This window comes from Pseudarthrobacter sp. NPDC092202, from assembly GCF_044755505.1.
Classification (GTDB): domain Bacteria; phylum Actinomycetota; class Actinomycetes; order Actinomycetales; family Micrococcaceae; genus Arthrobacter.
Genome location: NZ_JBIVRG010000006.1, coordinates 54,291 through 73,458, shown reverse-complemented (window position 1 = coordinate 73,458; position 19,168 = coordinate 54,291). Strand labels below are relative to the sequence as shown.

At 66.0% G+C, this 19,168-nt stretch carries 22 protein-coding genes; 20 read left to right on the top strand and 2 right to left on the bottom strand.

Annotated elements, in window-relative coordinates:
- The first annotated feature begins 30 nt into the window (after window positions 1-30).
- The 3 genes from ACIQF4_RS11370 to ACIQF4_RS11360 all read left to right on the top strand — a co-directional run bounded on the left by ACIQF4_RS11370 (window position 31) and on the right by ACIQF4_RS11360 (window position 1,405).
- Window positions 31-558, top strand: a complete 528-nt coding sequence (locus tag ACIQF4_RS11370; RefSeq protein ID WP_316963748.1) for a hypothetical protein — start codon at window positions 31-33, stop codon at window positions 556-558.
- 216 nt (window positions 559-774) lie between these two features.
- Window positions 775-1,071: a hypothetical protein gene (locus ACIQF4_RS11365; protein ID WP_257371019.1), complete on the top strand. Its 297-nt coding sequence runs from the start codon at window positions 775-777 to the stop codon at window positions 1,069-1,071.
- On the top strand, window positions 1,064-1,405 hold the full coding sequence (locus ACIQF4_RS11360) for a hypothetical protein (RefSeq protein WP_142938877.1): 342 nt from the start codon (window positions 1,064-1,066) through the stop codon (window positions 1,403-1,405). Before ACIQF4_RS11365 ends, ACIQF4_RS11360 begins: the two co-directional genes overlap by 8 nt.
- Window positions 1,406-1,475: 70 nt before the next feature.
- Here ACIQF4_RS11360 and ACIQF4_RS11355 read toward each other — a convergent pair whose 3' ends face one another.
- Complete coding sequence (locus ACIQF4_RS11355; RefSeq protein WP_400514705.1) at window positions 1,476-2,033, bottom strand: LysM peptidoglycan-binding domain-containing protein; 558 nt, start codon at window positions 2,031-2,033, stop codon at window positions 1,476-1,478.
- A gap of 171 nt (window positions 2,034-2,204) precedes the next feature.
- Here ACIQF4_RS11355 and ACIQF4_RS11350 point away from each other — a divergent pair, with 171 nt between their 5' ends.
- From ACIQF4_RS11350 to ACIQF4_RS11270, 17 genes are all read left to right on the top strand, one after another.
- On the top strand, window positions 2,205-3,155 hold the full coding sequence (locus ACIQF4_RS11350) for a hypothetical protein (protein WP_330194200.1): 951 nt from the start codon (window positions 2,205-2,207) through the stop codon (window positions 3,153-3,155).
- An 88-nt stretch (window positions 3,156-3,243) separates the two neighbouring features.
- The gene (locus ACIQF4_RS11345; RefSeq protein WP_400514703.1) at window positions 3,244-4,323 is read left to right on the top strand and encodes a hypothetical protein; all 1,080 of its coding nucleotides are present in this window, start codon (window positions 3,244-3,246) and stop codon (window positions 4,321-4,323) included.
- Window positions 4,324-4,541: 218 nt separating this feature from the next.
- Entirely contained in the window at window positions 4,542-5,786 is a 1,245-nt protein-coding gene (locus tag ACIQF4_RS11340; RefSeq protein ID WP_400514701.1) for an AAA family ATPase, read from the top strand.
- A gap of 103 nt (window positions 5,787-5,889) precedes the next feature.
- Complete coding sequence (locus tag ACIQF4_RS11335; RefSeq protein ID WP_400514699.1) at window positions 5,890-7,581, top strand: hypothetical protein; 1,692 nt, start codon at window positions 5,890-5,892, stop codon at window positions 7,579-7,581.
- A gap of 148 nt (window positions 7,582-7,729) precedes the next feature.
- Window positions 7,730-9,664: an AAA family ATPase gene (locus ACIQF4_RS11330; RefSeq protein WP_400514697.1), complete on the top strand. Its 1,935-nt coding sequence runs from the start codon at window positions 7,730-7,732 to the stop codon at window positions 9,662-9,664.
- 106 nt (window positions 9,665-9,770) lie between these two features.
- A complete protein-coding gene (locus ACIQF4_RS11325; protein WP_400514695.1) occupies window positions 9,771-9,974 on the top strand; it encodes a hypothetical protein in 204 nt (67 codons plus the stop codon).
- A gap of 328 nt (window positions 9,975-10,302) precedes the next feature.
- Complete coding sequence (locus ACIQF4_RS11320) at window positions 10,303-13,092, top strand: AAA family ATPase (protein ID WP_400514693.1); 2,790 nt, start codon at window positions 10,303-10,305, stop codon at window positions 13,090-13,092.
- Window positions 13,093-13,199: 107 nt separating this feature from the next.
- Window positions 13,200-13,820, top strand: a complete 621-nt coding sequence (locus ACIQF4_RS11315) for a hypothetical protein (protein WP_142938885.1) — start codon at window positions 13,200-13,202, stop codon at window positions 13,818-13,820.
- A 62-nt stretch (window positions 13,821-13,882) separates the two neighbouring features.
- A complete protein-coding gene (locus tag ACIQF4_RS11310) occupies window positions 13,883-14,824 on the top strand; it encodes a hypothetical protein (protein ID WP_400514691.1) in 942 nt (313 codons plus the stop codon).
- Between the two features lie 206 nt (window positions 14,825-15,030).
- A complete protein-coding gene (locus ACIQF4_RS11305; protein ID WP_400514689.1) occupies window positions 15,031-15,561 on the top strand; it encodes a hypothetical protein in 531 nt (176 codons plus the stop codon).
- Between the two features lie 2 nt (window positions 15,562-15,563).
- Window positions 15,564-15,827, top strand: a complete 264-nt coding sequence (locus tag ACIQF4_RS11300) for a hypothetical protein (RefSeq protein ID WP_142938888.1) — start codon at window positions 15,564-15,566, stop codon at window positions 15,825-15,827.
- The gene (locus tag ACIQF4_RS11295) at window positions 15,824-16,108 is read left to right on the top strand and encodes a hypothetical protein (RefSeq protein ID WP_400514687.1); all 285 of its coding nucleotides are present in this window, start codon (window positions 15,824-15,826) and stop codon (window positions 16,106-16,108) included. The genes ACIQF4_RS11300 and ACIQF4_RS11295 overlap by 4 nt, the downstream gene beginning before the upstream one ends.
- A 28-nt stretch (window positions 16,109-16,136) precedes the next feature.
- A complete protein-coding gene (locus tag ACIQF4_RS11290; protein WP_142938889.1) occupies window positions 16,137-16,631 on the top strand; it encodes a hypothetical protein in 495 nt (164 codons plus the stop codon).
- 157 nt (window positions 16,632-16,788) lie between these two features.
- A complete protein-coding gene (locus ACIQF4_RS11285; protein ID WP_056387433.1) occupies window positions 16,789-17,160 on the top strand; it encodes a hypothetical protein in 372 nt (123 codons plus the stop codon).
- On the top strand, window positions 17,153-17,659 hold the full coding sequence (locus tag ACIQF4_RS11280) for a hypothetical protein (protein ID WP_400514684.1): 507 nt from the start codon (window positions 17,153-17,155) through the stop codon (window positions 17,657-17,659). The genes ACIQF4_RS11285 and ACIQF4_RS11280 overlap by 8 nt, the downstream gene beginning before the upstream one ends.
- A gap of 81 nt (window positions 17,660-17,740) precedes the next feature.
- Window positions 17,741-18,055 (top strand): hypothetical protein, encoded by a 315-nt coding sequence (locus ACIQF4_RS11275; RefSeq protein ID WP_142938891.1) that lies wholly within the window; start codon window positions 17,741-17,743, stop codon window positions 18,053-18,055.
- Between the two features lie 11 nt (window positions 18,056-18,066).
- The gene (locus ACIQF4_RS11270) at window positions 18,067-18,309 is read left to right on the top strand and encodes a hypothetical protein (RefSeq protein WP_142938892.1); all 243 of its coding nucleotides are present in this window, start codon (window positions 18,067-18,069) and stop codon (window positions 18,307-18,309) included.
- 70 nt (window positions 18,310-18,379) lie between these two features.
- On the opposite strand, the gene ACIQF4_RS11265 is transcribed toward ACIQF4_RS11270, so the two are convergent.
- Window positions 18,380-19,159 carry a hypothetical protein gene (locus ACIQF4_RS11265; protein ID WP_056387420.1) on the bottom strand — a complete coding sequence of 260 codons (780 nt, stop codon included), beginning with the start codon at window positions 19,157-19,159 and terminating at the stop codon, window positions 18,380-18,382.
- Between the last annotated feature and the right edge of the window lie 9 nt (window positions 19,160-19,168).

Genomic DNA, 19,168 nt, shown 5'->3' with positions numbered 1-19,168 from the left:
AAGGTGATCACGCCCGTGAAGGAGCATCAGATGGTCGATATGCAGCCCCCCTCCGACGAGTTCCGCGGATTCGACGAGGCCCGGTCGATCATGTGGTGCTACGAAGCCCGCTCACGCACCTATGCCCGTCTGAGCCAGACGGACTTTCTCGCCAACGACGCCGTGGCCGCCGTGCACGTCGAGAACACCTCCCGCGCCGACCGCGTCTTTCTCGCCGCCTTCGACCGCTCCGGCGGGCTGCTGTTCGGCGACACGCTTTACATCGACGACCCGACACAGCGGCTCGACGTCACACCCGAGTTCGACCACGACTTCACCGGTATGACCGTCGCCGCTGGCTCCGAACTTGAGGAAGCCGTCGAACGCGAGAACGGCTGGGTGGTCAACCTGGATGCCCTGCGCGACTACGACCCGCTGGAGGACCGCCGGACCACGCAGCGCGCGGTGCTCCTGGCGCACCTCGGAGACATGATGGCCAGCGGCCAGGCCCGGGGTTTCCTGTTTGACAAGCACGACGCTGCCGAGGATCCCGGTGAGGCCGACACCGACGCCGCCTGAGAGCGACGCAACACTTCTTCTGGCGTTCGATCGACCCCGCCCGGCTTCGGCCGAGGCGGGGTCTTTTGCGTCCCGGGGGAACCGGTGGAAAGACCGTGGACCGGCTCACGCCGGTCCCGGGGGTCGTTCCGTGGTGGTCGCAGCCGCGCGGTGCGCGGCGCGGCCACCGTTACCGAATCGTCTGTTCTTGAGAGCCTCGACCCACAGGAGTAGCCCATGACCGTCCCTCTCCGCGCAGCCCAGCTGCCAGTCAAGTACGAGCGGCTGCGTGAAACCCATCGAGCCGGTCAGACCATTTACGAAGTCCCTGGATCAGGACTGTATCGGGTTCTCGAGCTCAACCACGGCGAATACACCGTCGAAACGCTCACACAACTTGGGTGGACGACCCTTATCAAGCTCGATGAGCAGGATAAAGCCTCCACAGTCCTTGAGGCCATGCAGATCTGGCTCGACATCCAGACGCCTGCCCGCAACGTCCGGCAGGAAGAAGAGAGCGAAGGCGATGACTGATGCAAGCGCCGCCATCAAGGATGCCGCCGAAGAAGCCGCCAATAGCGTCATCAGCGCCCACGGTATCACCGTAGACGACGACGAAAGCTGCTTCGAGGCACTCTGCTGGGCATTGGGTGCGGACGTGCCCTACGAAAAAGGCCTTCTCCAGTTTGCCCAGGCAATTGTCGACGGCTTTGATCTGAACGGACTCGTCGAGGCGAAGATCGAGCTGCTCGGCGAGTACAAGCTCGACTATCCCCAGGACTACGAGCCAGACGACGTCACCCGCATGCAGGAAGAGCTGCTGCGGCTGAGGTCGCTGCAGCAGATGCTTGCAGGACCCGCCGTCTGACCGTTTCCGGACACAGCAAGAGGCCCGAACAGCGCTGAAGGTCAGCGTTGTCCGGGCCCCAGGCCTGCTCTCACGCCGTGGGCGGAATGAGCAGAGAAGCGCCGGCATAGATGAGATTCGGATCCTGGATCCGGTTCTCCTCGACCAGGGTCCCGATCGGCACTCCGGTCTCCGCCGAGATCTCCGTGAGGGTGTCACCCCACTGGATCACGTAAACCCGCGGCTGAGGCTTCGGCTCGGGGAGCTGTGCCGGCTTGTCCTCGTCACCCTTGCCCGACGCCGAGGTGCCCGAACCCTGACCGTCCGTGGACCCCCCGTCGCCGGCCTTGTCCTCGAAGGCGTCCGGGACCCCGTTGCGGTCCCGGTCCGGCAGGGTCACCGTCACGGTGCCCTCCTCGTGCTGGGAAGCTGCCGCCGCATTGCTCGCCGGGCTCCGGTCAGCAGTGAGGAGCTGCGTCGCGCCCCAGCCTGCGAACAACAGCGCCCCGCCGGCCATCAGCCCAGCCGCCAGTACCGGTCCACGGCCATACCCGAGAGGCCCCAGCCGGTCCCTCCGCTGCACCGCCACCCGGGCCGGGGGAGCCGCATCAGCGACCTTCTCCTCGGGCCTGTGCATCGTATCCGTCATCCCTGTCCCTCTCTATCCTGCTCGCCATTTCCGACCATTCGAGTCCTCATGCACATTCTACTCGTAGTCCAGTGCGTCTTGATAGAATAGGAGAAGGAATAGACGAGTCATAGATCAGTCCGACAGGCCGCCACGAACCATCGAATCACTCAACAGAAGGAACCCGCCACCATGGCCAACTACGCCATCTCCGCCAACCAGCTCACCGAAGGCACCAGCGTCTTCATCCGCGGCAAGCTCGCCTTCGCCCGGCTGACGAGCCTCATCGAGGGTGCCGCCCTCGCCGCCAGCGACCAGCGCAAGGTCCAGAACGGCATGAGCCCCGTGGGCAAGCCGCACACCACGGCGACGATCACCGAGGCCGAGGTGCAGTTCGCCGACCCGGCGAACCCCACGGTCGAGGAGCAGTTCGTCTCCGAGCGCCGCTACACCTCGAAGAAGAACCCAGCCTCGGGCGCGAACTACTCGATCGACTCCAAGGGCACGAACCTGCCGATCATCGCGATCCCGTCCGAGAAGGGCGATGGCACCTACGACCAGGACACCTCCGGCCAGGAGCTGGCACAGGGACTGGACGTGACGCTCGTGCTGCGCGTCTACAAGCCGAAGAACTTCGCCAACCGCGGCCTGTCCCTCGACCAGGTGATCGTGCACGAGACCCCGCGCTACTACAACGCCGGCGGCGTCGCCAGTGGCGAGCTCGCGGCCCGCGGCATCGTCTTCAACACCCCGCCCCGCGCGGTCCAGGCCCAGCCGGGCACGGATTCCGCCGTCGGCAACGGCGAGGAGCCGGTCGCCACCGAGGTCGAGGACGGCTTGTCCTTCCCGGCCCCGCAGCCCGCCGTCGCGGCTCCAGTCGCGGCACCGACTCCGGCCCAGGTGCACACGCAGGTCGCCACCGCACCGGTCGCGGTGCTTCCGGAAGCTCCCGCGGCTCCGGTTCCCGCCCCGGTCCCCGCGGTGCAGCCGCAGCAGGAGACGCCCGAGCAGAAGCTCGCCCGCCTCGAGCGTGAGAACGCCGAGTTGAAGAATGCGGGCTCGGCCGTGGGTGCTCCCGCTGGCCAGGGCCCGTGGGGCGGTTCCGGCGATGCCCAGCAGGCCGGGATCACCTACCAGGGCTGATCTAAAGCCGATCCGACCGACCGAACCCCAGACGAGACCCCCGTGCAGGCATCCACGCCGTACGGGGGTCTCGTCTTTCAGAGCCGCGGTGCAACGCGGCTCTGTTTTCATCCGCTCCCGACAAGAAGGCATTGATGTGACCGCCGTCGATCCCCGCGCGATCTTCCCCAGCTTCTACGACAACCCCGCGATCCGCGCCCTGGCGACCGCCTGCCGCTGGACCATCTCAGGAAGGCTCGGCGAGCTCGACGACGAAGACACCGGCCGCAAGGCACCTATTGACGTCCGGCACCTGCTCGACGGCTGCAATGCGGGCTGCCGCCATGCAGGCCCCCTGCGCGGAGCGTTCGCCCTGGACGCGACCTGCCTGCTCACCCTCGACCAACTCGCCGACACACTGCCGAACGCGGCGAACGCGGCGTTCTACCTGCAGGCACCCTCGGACGGCCTGGTGGTAATCGACGTGGAACCCGGCTGCCCGGCAGACGTGGCCGCCGAGATTCTGCGCCTGCCCGGAATCCTATACTCGGAGCTGTCGATGTCGGGCCGGGGCTTCCACCTGGTCGCCCCGCTACCCGCCAACCTCCACGACTTCCCGATTGCCGCTGACAAGCGCGTCCTGCGCGAGGAACACGGCTGGTACGAGATCCTCCTGGACCACTGGTGCACCTTCACCCGCAATCCGGTGCCGCAGCGCATCGTCGAACACGCTGCAGCACGGCCGTCCTCGGGCCGGTTCTCCTCGGTAGAGGATCTGTACGCGGAGCTGGCAGCGAAAGCCAAGCCGAGCATCAGCATCCCCTCGACCGCTGTCGGCACCGACGGCGAAATGCCCGACATCCCGTACGCCGAGGCCATCGTCGAGCAGACACTGGCCGGCTCCCGCGACCGGCTGAAGACATCCGAGGACTTCGACAACGACCGCTCCCGCTGGGAGTTCTCGGTGCTCGGCGTGCTCTACACCGGCATGCAGCTGCCGTTGCGCACCTACCGGTCCTTCGGCGCGCAGTTCTCTTCCGGTGACGAGGCCTGGCTGCTGTACAAGACCTCACTTGCGGTCATCGAGCCGCGGCCCAAGCACGCCCAGATGCGTAACGGCAGGCCCTTCCTGCTGGACCGTGCTGCGGCTCTCGTAGCGGCACGGGAGGCCACCGCCGAAGCGGGGTGACCTCCCGGGTTGCCCATCGGTTTGGCGGTGGAACAAAGACTGGATCGGGCGGAGCCCGATCGGGGATGGAGAGGCGGTGGGCTTCTGAGCCCGACCGCCCCGTCACCGGGCCTTGTGGCCCTGCTTCCGACATGTCCCGTACGGCTCTCAGCCCTGCCGTGGGTCCGTCTCCCCGTCTCACCTGCTCACAGCTCACCCACGACCAGAAAGACATTCCCATGAAGTTCAACGACACCCTGACGACCCTGATCCAGCAGTCCCTCGAGGTCGGGGCCACGCCCGCACTCATGGGCGAGCCCGGCATCGGCAAGTCCTCCTTCGTCGAGGCCCTCGCCTACTCGATGGGTACCAAGGCCTTCGTTCTGCCCTGCAACCAGCTCGCCGACAAGGCCGACCTCACCGGCGCGCGCCTGGTGCCCTACGAAAAGAGCGACGGGACACAGTCCTACAAGCAGGTTTTCTACCCGCACCAGGTCATCCAGGAGTGCATCGACTACGCGCTGGAAAATCCGCGCGAGTGGCCGATCCTCTTCCTCGATGAGATCAACCGCACGACCTCCGACGTGACCTCCGGCGCGCTCACCCTGGTGACCCTGCGACGCATGGGCCACATCGAACTGCCGGAGAACGTCCGCCTCGTCGTGGCGGGCAACGACAAGGGCAACGTCACGACCCTCGATGAGGCCTCGCTCTCGCGCTTCGCGATCTTCCACGTCGAGCCCGACGCAGCGACCCTGATGTCCGTCCTCGGCGACGCGCTGAACCCCTGGGTGAGGAAGGTCCTCACCCAGCACCCCGGACTCATCTTCCAGAAGTCGACGCCGAACGCCATCGTGGCCGACGGCCGCGACGACGACGATGACGACGGCAACGTCACCATGGCCGAGCTCTTCGACGGCGGCGAGGAGATGAACCAGCTCACCACGCCGCGCACCATCGACCACCTCTCACGGTGGCTGAACAAGGTCGACCGCCAGGAACTGGCGAGCCACCTCGCGACCCCGGTCCACATTGGCAGCCGCGAAACCTCACTGCTCAACGAGGCCATCGAGGCATTCACCGGCGACACCATGTTCACCACCCAGCTCGTGGCGGTCATCGCCGAAGACCTTGCCTCGAACTCGGGCGGCCCGGCACACAACCGCGTCAACGTGCCCAAGCCGAATTGCTACGCAACCCTCAAGTCCGCGGGCACGGTCACCGACCTCGCCGCGCAGATCTCGGGCCTGACCCAAAACGAGGTCTCCGGCTCGCTGCTCTACGCGATGAAGGAGAAGGAGGACAACTCCCGCCTCATCGAGCAGCTGGCCCAGGCGGCCGTCCAGATCGAACCGGAGCACACCCGTACCCTGTTCGAGCTGGTGACCACCGGGCAGTTCGACCGGCAGAACCTGGAGGCGTTCCTCGAGGTCGACTCGCCGATCGTGGCCGCGGTCAAGCCGTCCCTGTCGGCCTTCCTCTGAGCCGACCCGGCACCGGGCGGCGGGGGATGCCACCGGCTCCGTTCCGGAGCGTTCCCCGCCACCCCACGACACCCGTCGCCTCAGACTGCAATAGGAGACCACGATGACGATCACCGTCACGAACCAGAAGCCGGCGGTGCTCGACGCCCTGCACACGATCTCGTGCACGGGCGACTACGACCCCATGCCGGCCATCCAGAAGGTCCTGGTCGACCCGCTGCTGGAGCCGCTGAACCCCAGCGCTCCGGCCAGCATCGTCGACGGCTCGGGCCACGACATCACCGGCGACGTCCTGGACATCGTCATGCGCTGCCTCGGCGAAACGATGGACCCGGCCGCTGAAAAGAACGCCAAGGAGCTACTCGGACAGACCCTGGTCAGCTATGACCAGGGCACGCCCCTGCCGGTGGGTGAGCTGTTCGCCGTCCAGGCCGGGCAGCAAAACAAGTGGCCCGCGCCGTCAGCCCGGGTCCTGTACTCAGCCCAGAACGATGTCATCCCCGCGGCCAAGGGCCTGCTCGCCGGCTCGGCCGACGAAAGCGCCTTCTTCGCCTCCGTCGCCTACACCTACCACCCGAACACCCTCGGCTTCTGGTTCCAGTCCTCTGCCGCCTTCGACGGCTTCAAGATCTGGCTGAACCAGCAGTTGCAGGCGATGGCCGGCGCGAACGCCATGCCCGCAGACACCCTCCGGCTGCTGAACGACTTCGCGAACCTCTCGCTCAAGGGGCTGACCGAGTCGCTGCTTCTGCGCAAGGACGACTCCGACGGCAACGACGAGTTCTCCTTCGCCCGGCTGGTCATTCGCATGCTGATGACCTACGTCGACCAGCGGCGCAAGGCCGCCTCAACAGGCGCGGCTGCCCTCGACACCGGCATCATGCCGTTTACCGTCGGGGAGCTGTTCTGCCCGCGGTCGCTGGTCCTGGTCAACGTCGAGGCCCACGCCCGCGCCACCGCCGCGAAGGTAACGGGGGAGTGGAACCTCATCAACCAGTCCCTCGCCTCGCCCGTGAAAGTCGTCTCCAACGCCGCGCTGTCCAAGCTGACCTCGCTCCCGCGGGCAGCTGCCAGGGCCGCTGCCATGGGCGCACGGCAGCAGCCGGGCCAGCCCGGCTCGCGTTCGGCCCAGGTAAAGTTCCGCAAGGCCCCGCCCACGAAGCTGGACCTGTTCAAGGACATCACCCGGGTGCTCAAGCGCATGGGCAAGGTCAACAAGTCGCAAAACATCTACCGGACCACGAAGACGACCTTCCTCAAGGCCAACCGACGCAACCCGGACGACTTCAACAAGCCCGGCCGGATCACCTCGGTGCAGTACATGCCAGACCTGCACATCTACATCGACACCTCCGGATCGATCTCCGAGGAGAACTACCAGGAGGCGGTGCTGATGCTGATCAAGATCGCCAAGAAGCTCAACGTCAACCTGTATTTCAACTCGTTCAGCCACATGCTCTCCCAGGAAACGTTGCTGAAAGTAGAGAACAAGTCGACGCGGCAGATCTGGAATGAGTTCCGGAAAGTACCCAAGGTCACCGGAGGCACGGAGTTCAAGCAGATCTGGGACTACATCAACGCCTCGCCAAAGCGCAAGCGCCAGCTGTCGCTGATGATCACCGACTTCGAGTGGCCTCCGCCGGCCAGGCGCGAGGAGCACCCGGCGAACCTCTACTACGCCCCGTGCTCGGCCATGGACTGGAAGTACATGGTCCGCTCCGCCGAGGCGTACGCGAACGGCATGCAGCACATCGACCCGAGCATCCGGCAGAAGCTGCTGGGCATGGTCCTCTGACCCTGCCCTCCAGCCATGGAGGAGACGCCGACCGGCCGAACCGGCCGGCGTCTCCTCCTCCCTCAGACCTACCCGTAACCCTGCCAGGCATCCCGGCGCGCCCACCCAGCGCGCCGCCCGGCGAACCCCACCGAAGGAGGGACCCGCGATGGGCCTCAACAACTTCACGTCGGGCTCCGACGACGACACAAACAGCGGCGGCATGCCTCCGAGCTTCCCGCCCATGGGCGGCATCCCCAGCCAGGGCGGCCAGTCCGACGACGCCGTCAAGGAGCTCCTCGTCGACTACAACGAGAAGTTCAAGAACGCTGACCCGACGATGTTCCGCGACGCGCTCATCGAGCAGGTCCTCTCCGTCCTGATCAGCCGGAACAAGCCGAACGTGCTCCTGAAGGGCTCCGCCGGCGTTGGTAAGACCCGGATCGTCGAGGACATCGCCCGCCGGATCGCCCTGGGCGACACCCTCATCCCGGACCAGCTCAAGGGCTTCACCGTCTACGAGCTGCCCATCACCAACCTCGTCGCCGGCTCCGGCATCGTCGGGCAGCTGGAGGAGAAGGTCCAGACCGTCATCGACTTCGCCTCAGACCCCAAGAACAAGGTCATCCTGTTCATGGACGAGATCCACCAGATCACCGGTGGATCCACCTCCCACACCGACTCAGTGCTGCGAAAGGTCTCGCAGGTGCTCAAGCCTGCCCTGGCCCGCGGCGACATGCGCGTCATCGGTGCCACCACCTCCACCGAGTCCCGGGCCTTCGACGACGACCCTGCCTTCGCGCGGCGCTTCACCCCGCTCATCGTCGACGAACTGACCGTCGAGCAAACCCTCACGGTGCTCGGCAGCGTCCGGCCGGGCCTGGTGGCGCACTACCGCCATCAGATCGCGGTTTCCGACGACGTCCTGGCGGAGACGGTCCGGATCGCGGAGGAGAATTCCCGTGCCGGGCAGCACCGCCCCGACAGCGCCATCACGCTGCTGGACCGGGCGATGGCCGACCGTGTGCTGGAGCAGAAGAAGCTCATCGTCCAGGCCGAGGCAGCCGGAGACACGGCACTCGTGAACACCTTGCGGTCGATCCCGCAGGTGCCGCTGACTACCAAGCGCGTCCTGGACGTGGCCAAGCGTCTGATGACCGGAAACGCCCAGCGCCCGGAGTTCGACGTCGCAACCCTCCGGGCGACCCTGCTGGGCCGCCTGCGCGGACAGGCCGACGTGCTCGAGAAACTCGTGGACCGCCTGGCCCGCGAGGAGCTGGACCTGTTCCCGACGTCGACCCCGACAACCTGGATGCTCGCCGGAGCCTCGGGCGTGGGCAAGACCGAGACCGCGAAGATCATTGCGGAGCAGATGACCGGCACCGAGCCGATCATCCTGAACATGACGGAGTTCCACACTCCCTCGGACACCGCGAAGATCGTCGGGGCACCTCCCGGCTACGTGGGCTCGGACTCCAACCGCGAGCTGCCATTCGACACGCTCGAGTCCAACCCCCACCGGGTGATCCTGCTCGACGAGTTCGAGAAAGCGGACAAAGCCGTGCAGCGGCTGTTCCTCTCGGCCTTCGACGAGGGCTACATCCGCAACGCCCACGGCAAGGTGCTGGACTTCTCCAAGGCGCTGGTGATCTGCACGACCAACGCCGCGCGGGAAGCCCTGAACCGCAAGCCGGTCGGCTTCGGCTCGGCCCCGCCGGCGGTCTCCCACCGGTCCCTGACCAAGGAGCTGGCTCAGTTCTTCGACGCAGAGCTGCTCGGGCGGTTCTCACTCGTCGTGGGTTTCAACCCGGTCGACGAGCAGGCCTACCGGGAGATCCTCGCGGCGGAGTACAGCCGCCAGCGCGAACGGATCCTGGACGCCAGGCCCCGCCTGGGCCAGACACTGCCCGCGTCGATCCCCGACGACGAGCTGCGTGCCGTCGCCGAGGAGACTTACGTCGATTCCCAGGGTGCGCGTCCGGCCGGCAAGGCTGTGCGCGTGTGGATCGAGGACCGGCTGCTCGCCGCCCAGGCAGCGCCAGTCCCGTCCGCACCACCTGCGGCCGCCGTCTCCGACGAGCCGGAAGCACTGTCCATCGACTGATCCGGCACCACACTGCGTTCGAGCACCCCTGTCCCGGATACCGGGGTGGGGGTGCTCGTGCGTACGCGCATCGCGTTCCACCACAGGAAGTAAGGACGTCACCGCCATGACCATCACGACCACCCACACCACCATCCGTGCAGCACAGCCCGAAGACAGGAGCGAGCAGATCTGCGACGACGCACGGCTGCTGGTCTCCGCCCACTCCGAGGACGCGGCCGACTGCCGTGATCTCGTGATCATGCTCGGCCTTGTCGAGGTGGACCCCTCGGGGTCCGTCACCAAGGCCAATCCCTGGAACGCCGACTGAAGGTGCTTCCCGCCGGGCCTACCCAAGAGGTGAGCCTGCGATGAACGACCGCGCGCCTGGGTAGCGCGCGGTGTCCGGGTCCGCGCGGCTGACGCCGCTGCGCCCGGATTCAGGGGCCTCACGGCCCCTGACGGGTGGGTTGAGAGGAGTGCGGGAGGGCTCGTCGCCAGAGGCGAGCCCTCCCGCTCTCATGCCCGCGCCCGTGACCCAAGCGCTCGTCTAAGAGCATTCGACTGACCATTCATCTCCTGTGAGTATGGTCTATACGGCTCCCATTCGATAAACCCTCTCGACCTGCCTACTGATTCGTTCGAAGAAAGACGACACCATGCCTATCCTGCTTGACGACATCGACCTTTCCGCAGCCGCCGTCGCTGCCCAGAAGACCGTCGACCCGAAGTTCTTCTCCTCTCGTCTGACCGGGTCCGGCAAGAAGACCGGCCTGCTCAACGAGAGCCTGCGGCCGATCAACACTGCGACCAACACCGCCTACGCGGTGGACCGCGACATCGAGGTCAAGCAGAGCTCGACCCACCACGACATCACCACCGCGCTGGTGCCGCTTGCCCCGATCACACGTCGATCCCTGCTCTCGGGCGGCTCGTTCACGCTCCCGGTGCCCCATGTCGACGACCGCTTCGAGCTCGACCTTCCGACGCCGGCCAACTCCTGGGACGTGCACTTCGACATGACCCCCCAGGCCCTGACCGTGTACGAGGACAAGGCTGGCGACAAAATCCGCCGCGACCTGGTGATCCAGTACCGCCTGGAGCTCTACTTCCTCAAGCAGGGCGTGGCTGAGCCCGAGCGCGCCGTCTCGGTGTCCCGCTCCGTCGGCTACGGCAACCACGACGCGGCGGTGTTCCTGCAGTGGGACACCAGCCCTGCCGAGAACGCCCGTGAGTTCATCGAAGATGTGCTCTCGGCCGCAGGGTTGAGTGCCACCAACCTCGACAAGCTCGCCGACTGGATGGACGAGTACCCGATCTACGAGCGCATCACGCGCCTGGCCCGGATCTGGGACTCCGAGGCCATCTCCGACACGGTCTGCCAGTACGTGCAGGACATGCTGGCCAGCCCCACCGAGGAGCAGCTGAACATGCTCGCGGTGCAGCTGCGCTACCTGGAGAACTACAACGTCCCGCTGGAGGCGTACCGCCGGATCCACCAGCAGCTGGACACCACGTTCTCCGCGCCGATCGCGGCGAAGCTGTCCAAGCAGAACCTCAGCCTGCTGATGAACCACACCCTCGACCACCTGGAGCGGATGAAGGGCCAGCTCATCACGCCGCCGCAGCCAGCCACGGCGGCGGTGTTCCCGCCGCACCTGTCCAAGCAGCAGCTCGACGCGCTCAGCACGCACGAGCCGCTGGTGATGACGCAGGCCGGCGCGGGCACAGGCAAGTCGACCGTGATCCTCGAGCGCATCAAGTACCTCGAGACCTGCGGGGTGCCCGCCAGCGACATCACCGTCCTGTCGTTCACCAACGCCGCCGCCGACAACATCACCGAGAAGAACCCGAACGTCGGCTCGATGACGATCGCCAAGATGATCATCGACATCTATTCGATGAACCACCCGACCCACAAGGTCTCGGCCATCGACACGATCATCAACTCGATCGACATCTTCTACCCGAACAGCCAGTTCGCGGCGACGTTCCGACACCGCCTGCTGGAGGTCGACCAGAACAAGACCGGCGCGTTCACGGCCCTGAACACCTTCGTCGAGAACCACTTCGACGAGGTGATCGCGCTGCTCGACCGCATCGAGCAGACCTCGCTGGAGCTGCAGATCATCATCTGCTACCAGAAGATCGATGACATGTCCGAGCCTGCCCACGTGCAGAGCAAGTACCTGATCATCGACGAGGTCCAGGACAACTCGGTCTTCGAGTTCATCTACGTGCTGAAGTACATAACCAAGCACGCCCAGTCGCTGTTCATCGTCGGCGACGCCAGCCAGACGCTGTACGAGTTCCGCTCGGCCAACCCGAGGGCGCTCAACACGCTGGAGGGCTCGGGGGTCTTCGCAACCTTCCGGCTCACGACGAATTACCGGAGCAACCAGGAGATTCTCGACTTCGCGAACGTCGTGCTTGGCGGTCTGGAGACCAACCAGTTCGCCAACATCCAGCTGCAGGCCAACTCGCTGGCGGTGCCCACGGCCGACTCCTTCCAGGAGAAGGTCACCCTCAACTACCACGAGGTGGCCCGCCTGACCGGCTTCATCGCCAACGACCTGCAGCCGCTCGTGCGCAACACGGTGATCCCGGAGTACGTTCAGGCCTGCCTGGACCGCGGCGAGCAGGTGGCCTTCCTGGCCTACGCCCGCCGTGAGGTGGCGCTGATCCAGGAAGTGCTCGAGAAGGCCTACCCGAATAAGCACGTGGCCTCGCTCGTCAGCGACCGCGTCTACGCCACGGACATCTTCTCGAAGTACATCAAGTTCTTCTGGAACGACGTCCTGCAGGTGCAGCCGGCCAACGCCTCGTTCGTGGTCTCCCAGGGGATCAAGGACAACATGGGCAAGCTGACGAAGAATGCCGGAAACGTCAACGTCGAGAAGGCAATCCTGCGCACCATCTCCGAGTGGTGGGTCGAGAACAGCGCCGCGATCAACGGCTGGGTGGCCCTGTGCAACCAGGGCAGTCTGCCTGCGAACGTGTTCTTCGACCGGCTCCGCGACAACCTCCTGTCCTTCGAGATCACGCGCAACCAGCAGAAGCTGAACGTGAACAAGCAGAAGAACCAGGAGCGCAAGCGGAAGAACCTCGAGTCCAAGGCCGATCTCGTCGTCTCGACGATCCACGGTGCCAAGGGCCTCGAGTTCGACAACGTCGTCGTCCTCTACAAGGAGGACGCGAAGATGACCCAGGACACCAAGCGGATGTTCTACGTCGCGTTCACGCGCGCCATGAAGAGCCAGTACGTGCTCTCCTACGGCACGGCGAAGAACCCGCCGATCCAGAGCAGCTACGAACAGATCGTCAACGCCCTCACCGAGCGTGACGAGAAGAACGCGCAGCGCGCTGCGGGCATCGACCCGACCCTTCTGGTCGACGACGAGGACGCCGGTACCGCCGGCGACCAGCAGCAGGTCGCAGAAGCCGTCTGACCGACGGCACCGGCGCGGGCGCTCCACCTCCACGAGAGGTCGGAGCGCCCGCGCCTCCTGCTTCCCATCCCATAAACACAGCCAATGCAGCTTCGAAGGAGCACGCCATGACCGCCACTGGAATCCAGGCCGGCTCAGAGGAGCTCGTGCCGGGCCCCGACAGTGCCTACGACCTGGTCATCTGCCACGACGACCGGATCGTCTTCCACGACCACTACCCCTCGCCAGCATTCCGGCTGCGCATGTGCGCGCAGCTGCTGACCGCCTCGGACGTCGTCCTGGGCGCAATCGACGCCTCCGCCGCGAACGAAGTGCACGAGCTGTACCAGTCCAGCTCCGGGCAGTGGGAGAGCGCCCCGGACAGCGTGGTTAACGCCATCGCCAAGCTCTGCCGCCGATGGGGCGTCCAGGTCTACGTGAGCACAACCCGCAAGAAGACCGAGGTTCCCGCCGCGCTCTATTCGGTGATCACCGAGTACGGCCCCGGACAGACCGTCGCCGAGCACTTCACCTCCAGAGAGGCCCGCCGGGCCAGCCTCATCGAGCGTGCCGACATGTTCTTCAGCTCCCGCGGCAGCATCCCCGAGCGGGTGCTGGCCGACGAGCAGCGCCTCGCCGCGCTCGTGGGTGCGTTCCTCATGCCCGCCACCGTGCTCCTCACCGAGGCCGTGCTCGACGAGGCCGACGGCCACTACAAGCCCTCCGGCCGGCCACTGCCGATCCTCTGAGCACCGCCCGAGCGGACGGCCCCGACCACAACCCTGACCAGCAGACCCGGAAGGGACCCGCCATGTCCGCACCTGACACCGTCAAGCCCGAGAACCCGTACGCCCATACGTACGCCGACTTTCTCGCCCAAACCCGGGAGCACGTCCTCGTCGTTCTGCACGACGAGGATCTCTACCGCCACTTCAGGATCCAGGCCCCAGGGACCCGCATGTGGTCCTGGGACGTCACCACCTGGCCCGGCCACCTGGCCACCAGCGGCGACATCGCCGACGGCTACATGTTCACCCGAGAACCAGACATGATCGGGTTCTTCGCGTCGGCCGGCAAGAGCGAGGGCTACTACTCCGACGGTGCGCCAAGCATCGACTTCCGCTACTGGGCCGAGAAGCTCTGCGGCGGCCGCTCCCGCGAAGTAAAGCAGTACGACCCAGATCTCTTCATCCAGCTGGTGCGGGAGCACCTCGAAGAAAGCGAGGGACTCGGCACCGAGGCCCAGGAGGTCCACCATCAGCAGTTGGCGCTGCTGGCGCGCCTGCACGAACTGCGCGGCCTTGACGGGGACGCACAGTTGGCGCTCTTCGAGGCCCACTGGAACGCCCAGGAGCACCTCGCGGCCACCGGCACCGTGCTGAACCACGAGCGCCGGAACGCGGCCGCTGCCGTGCGCGCTGCCCTCTGGAGCACCGACGGCATCCCCGACGAGAAGTTCGACCGGCTCACAGAGGAACACAACTGGATGGAGCTCGCCGACATCGAGGTCCCACGACATTCCCCTGCCGAGCGGCGCATGGAAATCATCGAAGACGCCCGCTGGCACGCCGACAGCGAGTCGGAGGCCCACAAATGGCTGGCTGAGCACGAGGACACCGTCGGCTCCGACACCTGGGAGTGGGACCTGCGCGACTGGGACATCCACTTCCTGTTCACCTGCTACTGCGTCGACCTGGCTGTGCGCCTCTACCGCGAGCACGCCGCCGCGAAGACACAGCAATCCGCCGCCTGAGCCGACCCCACCCACATCCCGACCCAAGGAGAACCCATGAGCGCCGATATGCTCACCGCGGCCATCGCCGTCCCGGCCGACCGCACCAAGCCGATCGACTTCGAACGCGGCCGCCTGATGGTCGAGAGACCGCGGACCCTGAATCGTTCCGGTTCGACGACCCCGAGTCCCAGCTCGAGGAGCTGGTCGAGGACTTCGACCCCGACATGCACCTGGACGCCGAGGGCGAGCCGAGCCCGGAGGTCATCAAACGCGTCGGCCGCAGGGTCATCGACGAGCTCGAAGAGGCGCTGAACTCCAGCGAGACGGACACCATCGAGGTCGCCGGCTACCGGCTGTACCTCTCCGGCGGACTCTCCTCGGGCGATTCCCCCACCGACGCCGCCGACGCGATCTGGCACGCCCACCACCTGCCGGTGACCGTCCTGCTTGCCATGGGATTCATCCCCGACTGCCGCAGGCCGCTGTCCCGGACCAACGGCAACCCCGGACCTGTGACCGACACCGACATCGTCGACGCCATTGCCCTCGGCCTCGGCACCAAGCCGGAGTGGTCCGGTGCCGACGAACTGGAGTGGATCGCCAACGCGATCGGCTCCGTCCGGCCGCACCCGGGAGACCGGGACCCTGCCGAGTACCACGCGGAGTTCACAGAGCAGCACGGCTTCGATCCGGTCGACGACAACTTTCTCATCGGCTATGTCAGCCAGTACGACAACCAGGAAGGCGGGGACTGACCTTGGCCAGTGGTGTTTTCATCCTCTGCGCGTGCTGCGCCCTCAAGCTCGCGAACGACGACGAGTCGGCCTGCCGCGACTACCACGGCCACGACCACGCTCCGCTGCAGGTGCCGGCTGGCACCGCGATTACCCAGGGTCCCCACGAATGGGCGGGCTCTCTCGAACTGACCTGCCATGGCCATGAGAACGGGACCATCCAGCCCCTCGGGGAGTACTGGGTGGCCCAGCCCGGTCCAGCACCGGCCGAAGAAGGAGTGCGATGAGCAGCCGGACGCCAGTGCCCGATGCCCTCTTCGACGCCGATCTCTGCCAGCCTCTCGGCCGCGAGGACTGGGTTGACCGCTTCGACTGGGTGATCATCGACAGGCGCGTCGTGCACGCGCCTGTCACTTGGACATGGACGTGTCCCACATGCGGAGAGTCCGGCGTCATGCCCGATGGTCCCGACCTGCTGGCAGTCCCGCACGGGTCACAGCATGCTGCAGGACTTTTCGGGGCGATCGTCCCGCTCGACGTCGAGGCCGAGCGTCCGTCTACTGAATAGCCTCACCGCCCGGAAGGAGGGACCCACCATGACAGAAATCAGCACTGCCACGGCCGCGGTCCTCTCGCCGGCCGTGATCGTCGACATCGACGGGACGGTCGCCACGCACACCCTTCCCGACGGACGCTTCATCAGGGGACACCACGAGTACCGGCTCGTCCCCTGGGACCTGCCCAACCCGCCGGTGATCGAAACCGTGCGCGCCCTGCACGCTGCCGGACTTAAGATCGTGTTCTGCTCCGGCAGGCCGGTCCTGGACGACAACGGCTGGGACGTCGGCCGCGCGACCTACGCCTGGCTCATCGAACATGTGGGGGAGTGGGCTGCCAGCTGCCCTCTGTTCATGCGCGGACAGGGCGACCGCCGGCCGGACGACATCGTCAAGCCCGAGATCTACGAGACCTTTATCCGCGGGCGGTGGGACGTCCTGCTCGCGCTGGATGACCGGCCCAGGGTTATCCGCGCCTGGCAGGCCCTCGGCGTGCCGGTGTTCGACGTCCAGCCCGGCTCGGGCGAGTTCTGATGCATGGCCCGCGCCCTCGACCCGCAGTGGGCCGCAGGGCGCGGGCCTGCTTCTCTTCAACTGCCCCGCTACGCCATTCCCCAGCGACTCAGTGTCCATCAGAGATGGTGGGATATGAGGCACTGGCATCCCATTCGACCACGAATAGACTGGAACCATGACTGACGACAAGACCCCCCAGGCCCCGCGCGAGGGCTCCCTGCCGAAGTTCTCCGTGAACGTCGCCCCGACCCAGAAGATTACCGCCGCCGACCTGGGCACCCTGCTCGAGCGCTTCCGCGCCGGGGATGCCGAGCCCCTGATCTTCGGTGACGGGAACGTCCCCGAGGCCGCCGTAATCCCGTTCGCGGACTTTGTCGACCTGCTCCGGCGGGTCCACGCCGACGAGACTGCCTTCCAGGCCGAGCTTTCCCGCCGCATCCGTGCCTCCGACGCCTCCGAGGAGCCCGGCCTGACCCTCGATGAGCTCGGCGATGAGCTGGGCGAGCCGGCCCGGTCAATGATCCGCAAGGTGCTCGACGATGACTGAGGGGCTGCGGATCAAGGTCCATCTCAGCCCCGGGGCCCGCCAGGACATCGAACGGCTCAACCAGCGCGCCCTGAAGAATCCGCACAGCCGGGACGAGGCGCTCCTTGAGGCCACCATCGTCATGCTCCACCGGCTCAACGGCCGCCGTCACCCGACTAAGCCGCTGGACTACGACTCCCGCTTTGCCGACCTCTCCGACTGCGACACAACCTACGTCGGTGCGGACCCCCATGAGAAGCCGCCGCTGCGCATCGTCTCACGCGACGTCAGGCCCGAGCCGCCCGGCGGCATCACCCGGCGCGAGATCGTCGCCATCGGCGCACGCCGCGACAGTGAGGTCTACCGGACAGCCGGCCAGCGCCTCGGGCGGCCCGTCGGGGTCACCCTCGACCAGCTCGCCGCCCAGCGCCGCGCATCCGCGGCGAAGAACCATGCCCCGCAGGCGGGCAGGGGGCTCGCCACACCCGCACCAGTCGGTGCAGACGTCGAGTTCGACTGACCATTGGGCATCGTTTCTGTTCGTCATTCAGCCTTTCTCATAGAATGGACATGAATGATGATTCGAAGGAGACGGGATGAAGTGATGCACGACTACGACACGGACCACCAGACTTGGGATCCGGCAGTCGCGGAACCACGCCGGGGGATGAGCCCGCGGGCGCAGCTGACAATCCGCCGGAGCCTTGCCCTGGCGATCGCCCTGGGAATGGCCTACGGCATCTTCCATGTGGTCTTCCGCACCGATGTTCTTGCGCCGGTGCTCGCGTACGCCGAACCCGTCAAAGACGGGATCACATGGGTGATCGAGGACCCGAAGCGGGCCTGGCTGGCCTTCGCCGTGCTCGTCATCCCGCACATCGGGCTGTACTACCTGCTGTTCGAGGACCGGAAATGAGGGGACTGGCCATGCTCAGGAACACCAGAACGATCGTGGGGCTGTGCGCGCTCAGCGGAGTCTCGGTCACCGCCGTCATCGGCTGGGCTACCGGCTTCTTCGCCTGGGCCGTGGGCTCCGTCCGTAGCCTGTGGGATGGCTTCATCGCCTTCCTCAACTCGCCGTTCAGCTGGGAGCACCTCGCCGCCGGCGCGGGCGTGCTGCTCATCCCGATCATCATCATCGTCGTGATCTTCGCCATCGCGGATAACTGAGTCGCGCGACATCTTTTGCAGAACCCGCTCCGGCCGCCGATTCTTGCTTCAGCGGGTACAAATTGGCTGCTTAGGCCCGCGACAGCTCGGAATGCCGCTCGAGGCTGTACCGGATCAAATCCATAGCCGGGGTAAGGGCCCAGACAAGCAGCCTCATGGTCGGCCGGTTTTCCTTGGCGATGACATCATCCGGCAGAGAAGTTGACTGCGCCGGCTTCAGCACGGCATCCGCGGCCCAGCGCCTGCCGTGGGCAAAACCCGAGCACAGCTGCCATACGGACAAGGCGGACGTCCTGGGCACCAGGTCGCGGACCTGCGTGAGTATGTGCGTGCTGCTGGGGAGAATCAACTTTCCAGCGGCCCCGGAGGCATCGAGAATAGCCTGCAGTTGCGCCTTGTCGCTGTCGAAGTCCGGAAGCGTTCCCTGAAGATTCGGATGGCGACGTGCCAGTTCGCTGTACGCAGTCTCGCGGTCTTTGGCTACCTTCAGCGACAGAGACAGCGAACGAACTATCCTGGTCGCCTGTTCTTCTGGCGCTGAAATCCAGGCGGCCTGTGCGGCGCACTCAATGGCTGCCCTGACCAGCGAGAACGGGGCAAGAGTATGTGATGCTCCGGCACCAAGCATGATGCTGTCCAGCGCGTGCAAATGATCGATCGCGCTGACTACCGCATTGGCGATGTTGTGCGACGCCTGGTGGGGTTTGATGAGCCCATCGTCCTGCGCCAGACGGCTTCCGGCTTCCGGGATCCACGCCTCGTGGGAATCCCGGAAGCCCAGCCAGGTCCTCAGCTCCTGAAAATACGAGTCGGCAATCTCGAACTCTTCAGGTTCATCTTCTCGTCGCATGACTCCATT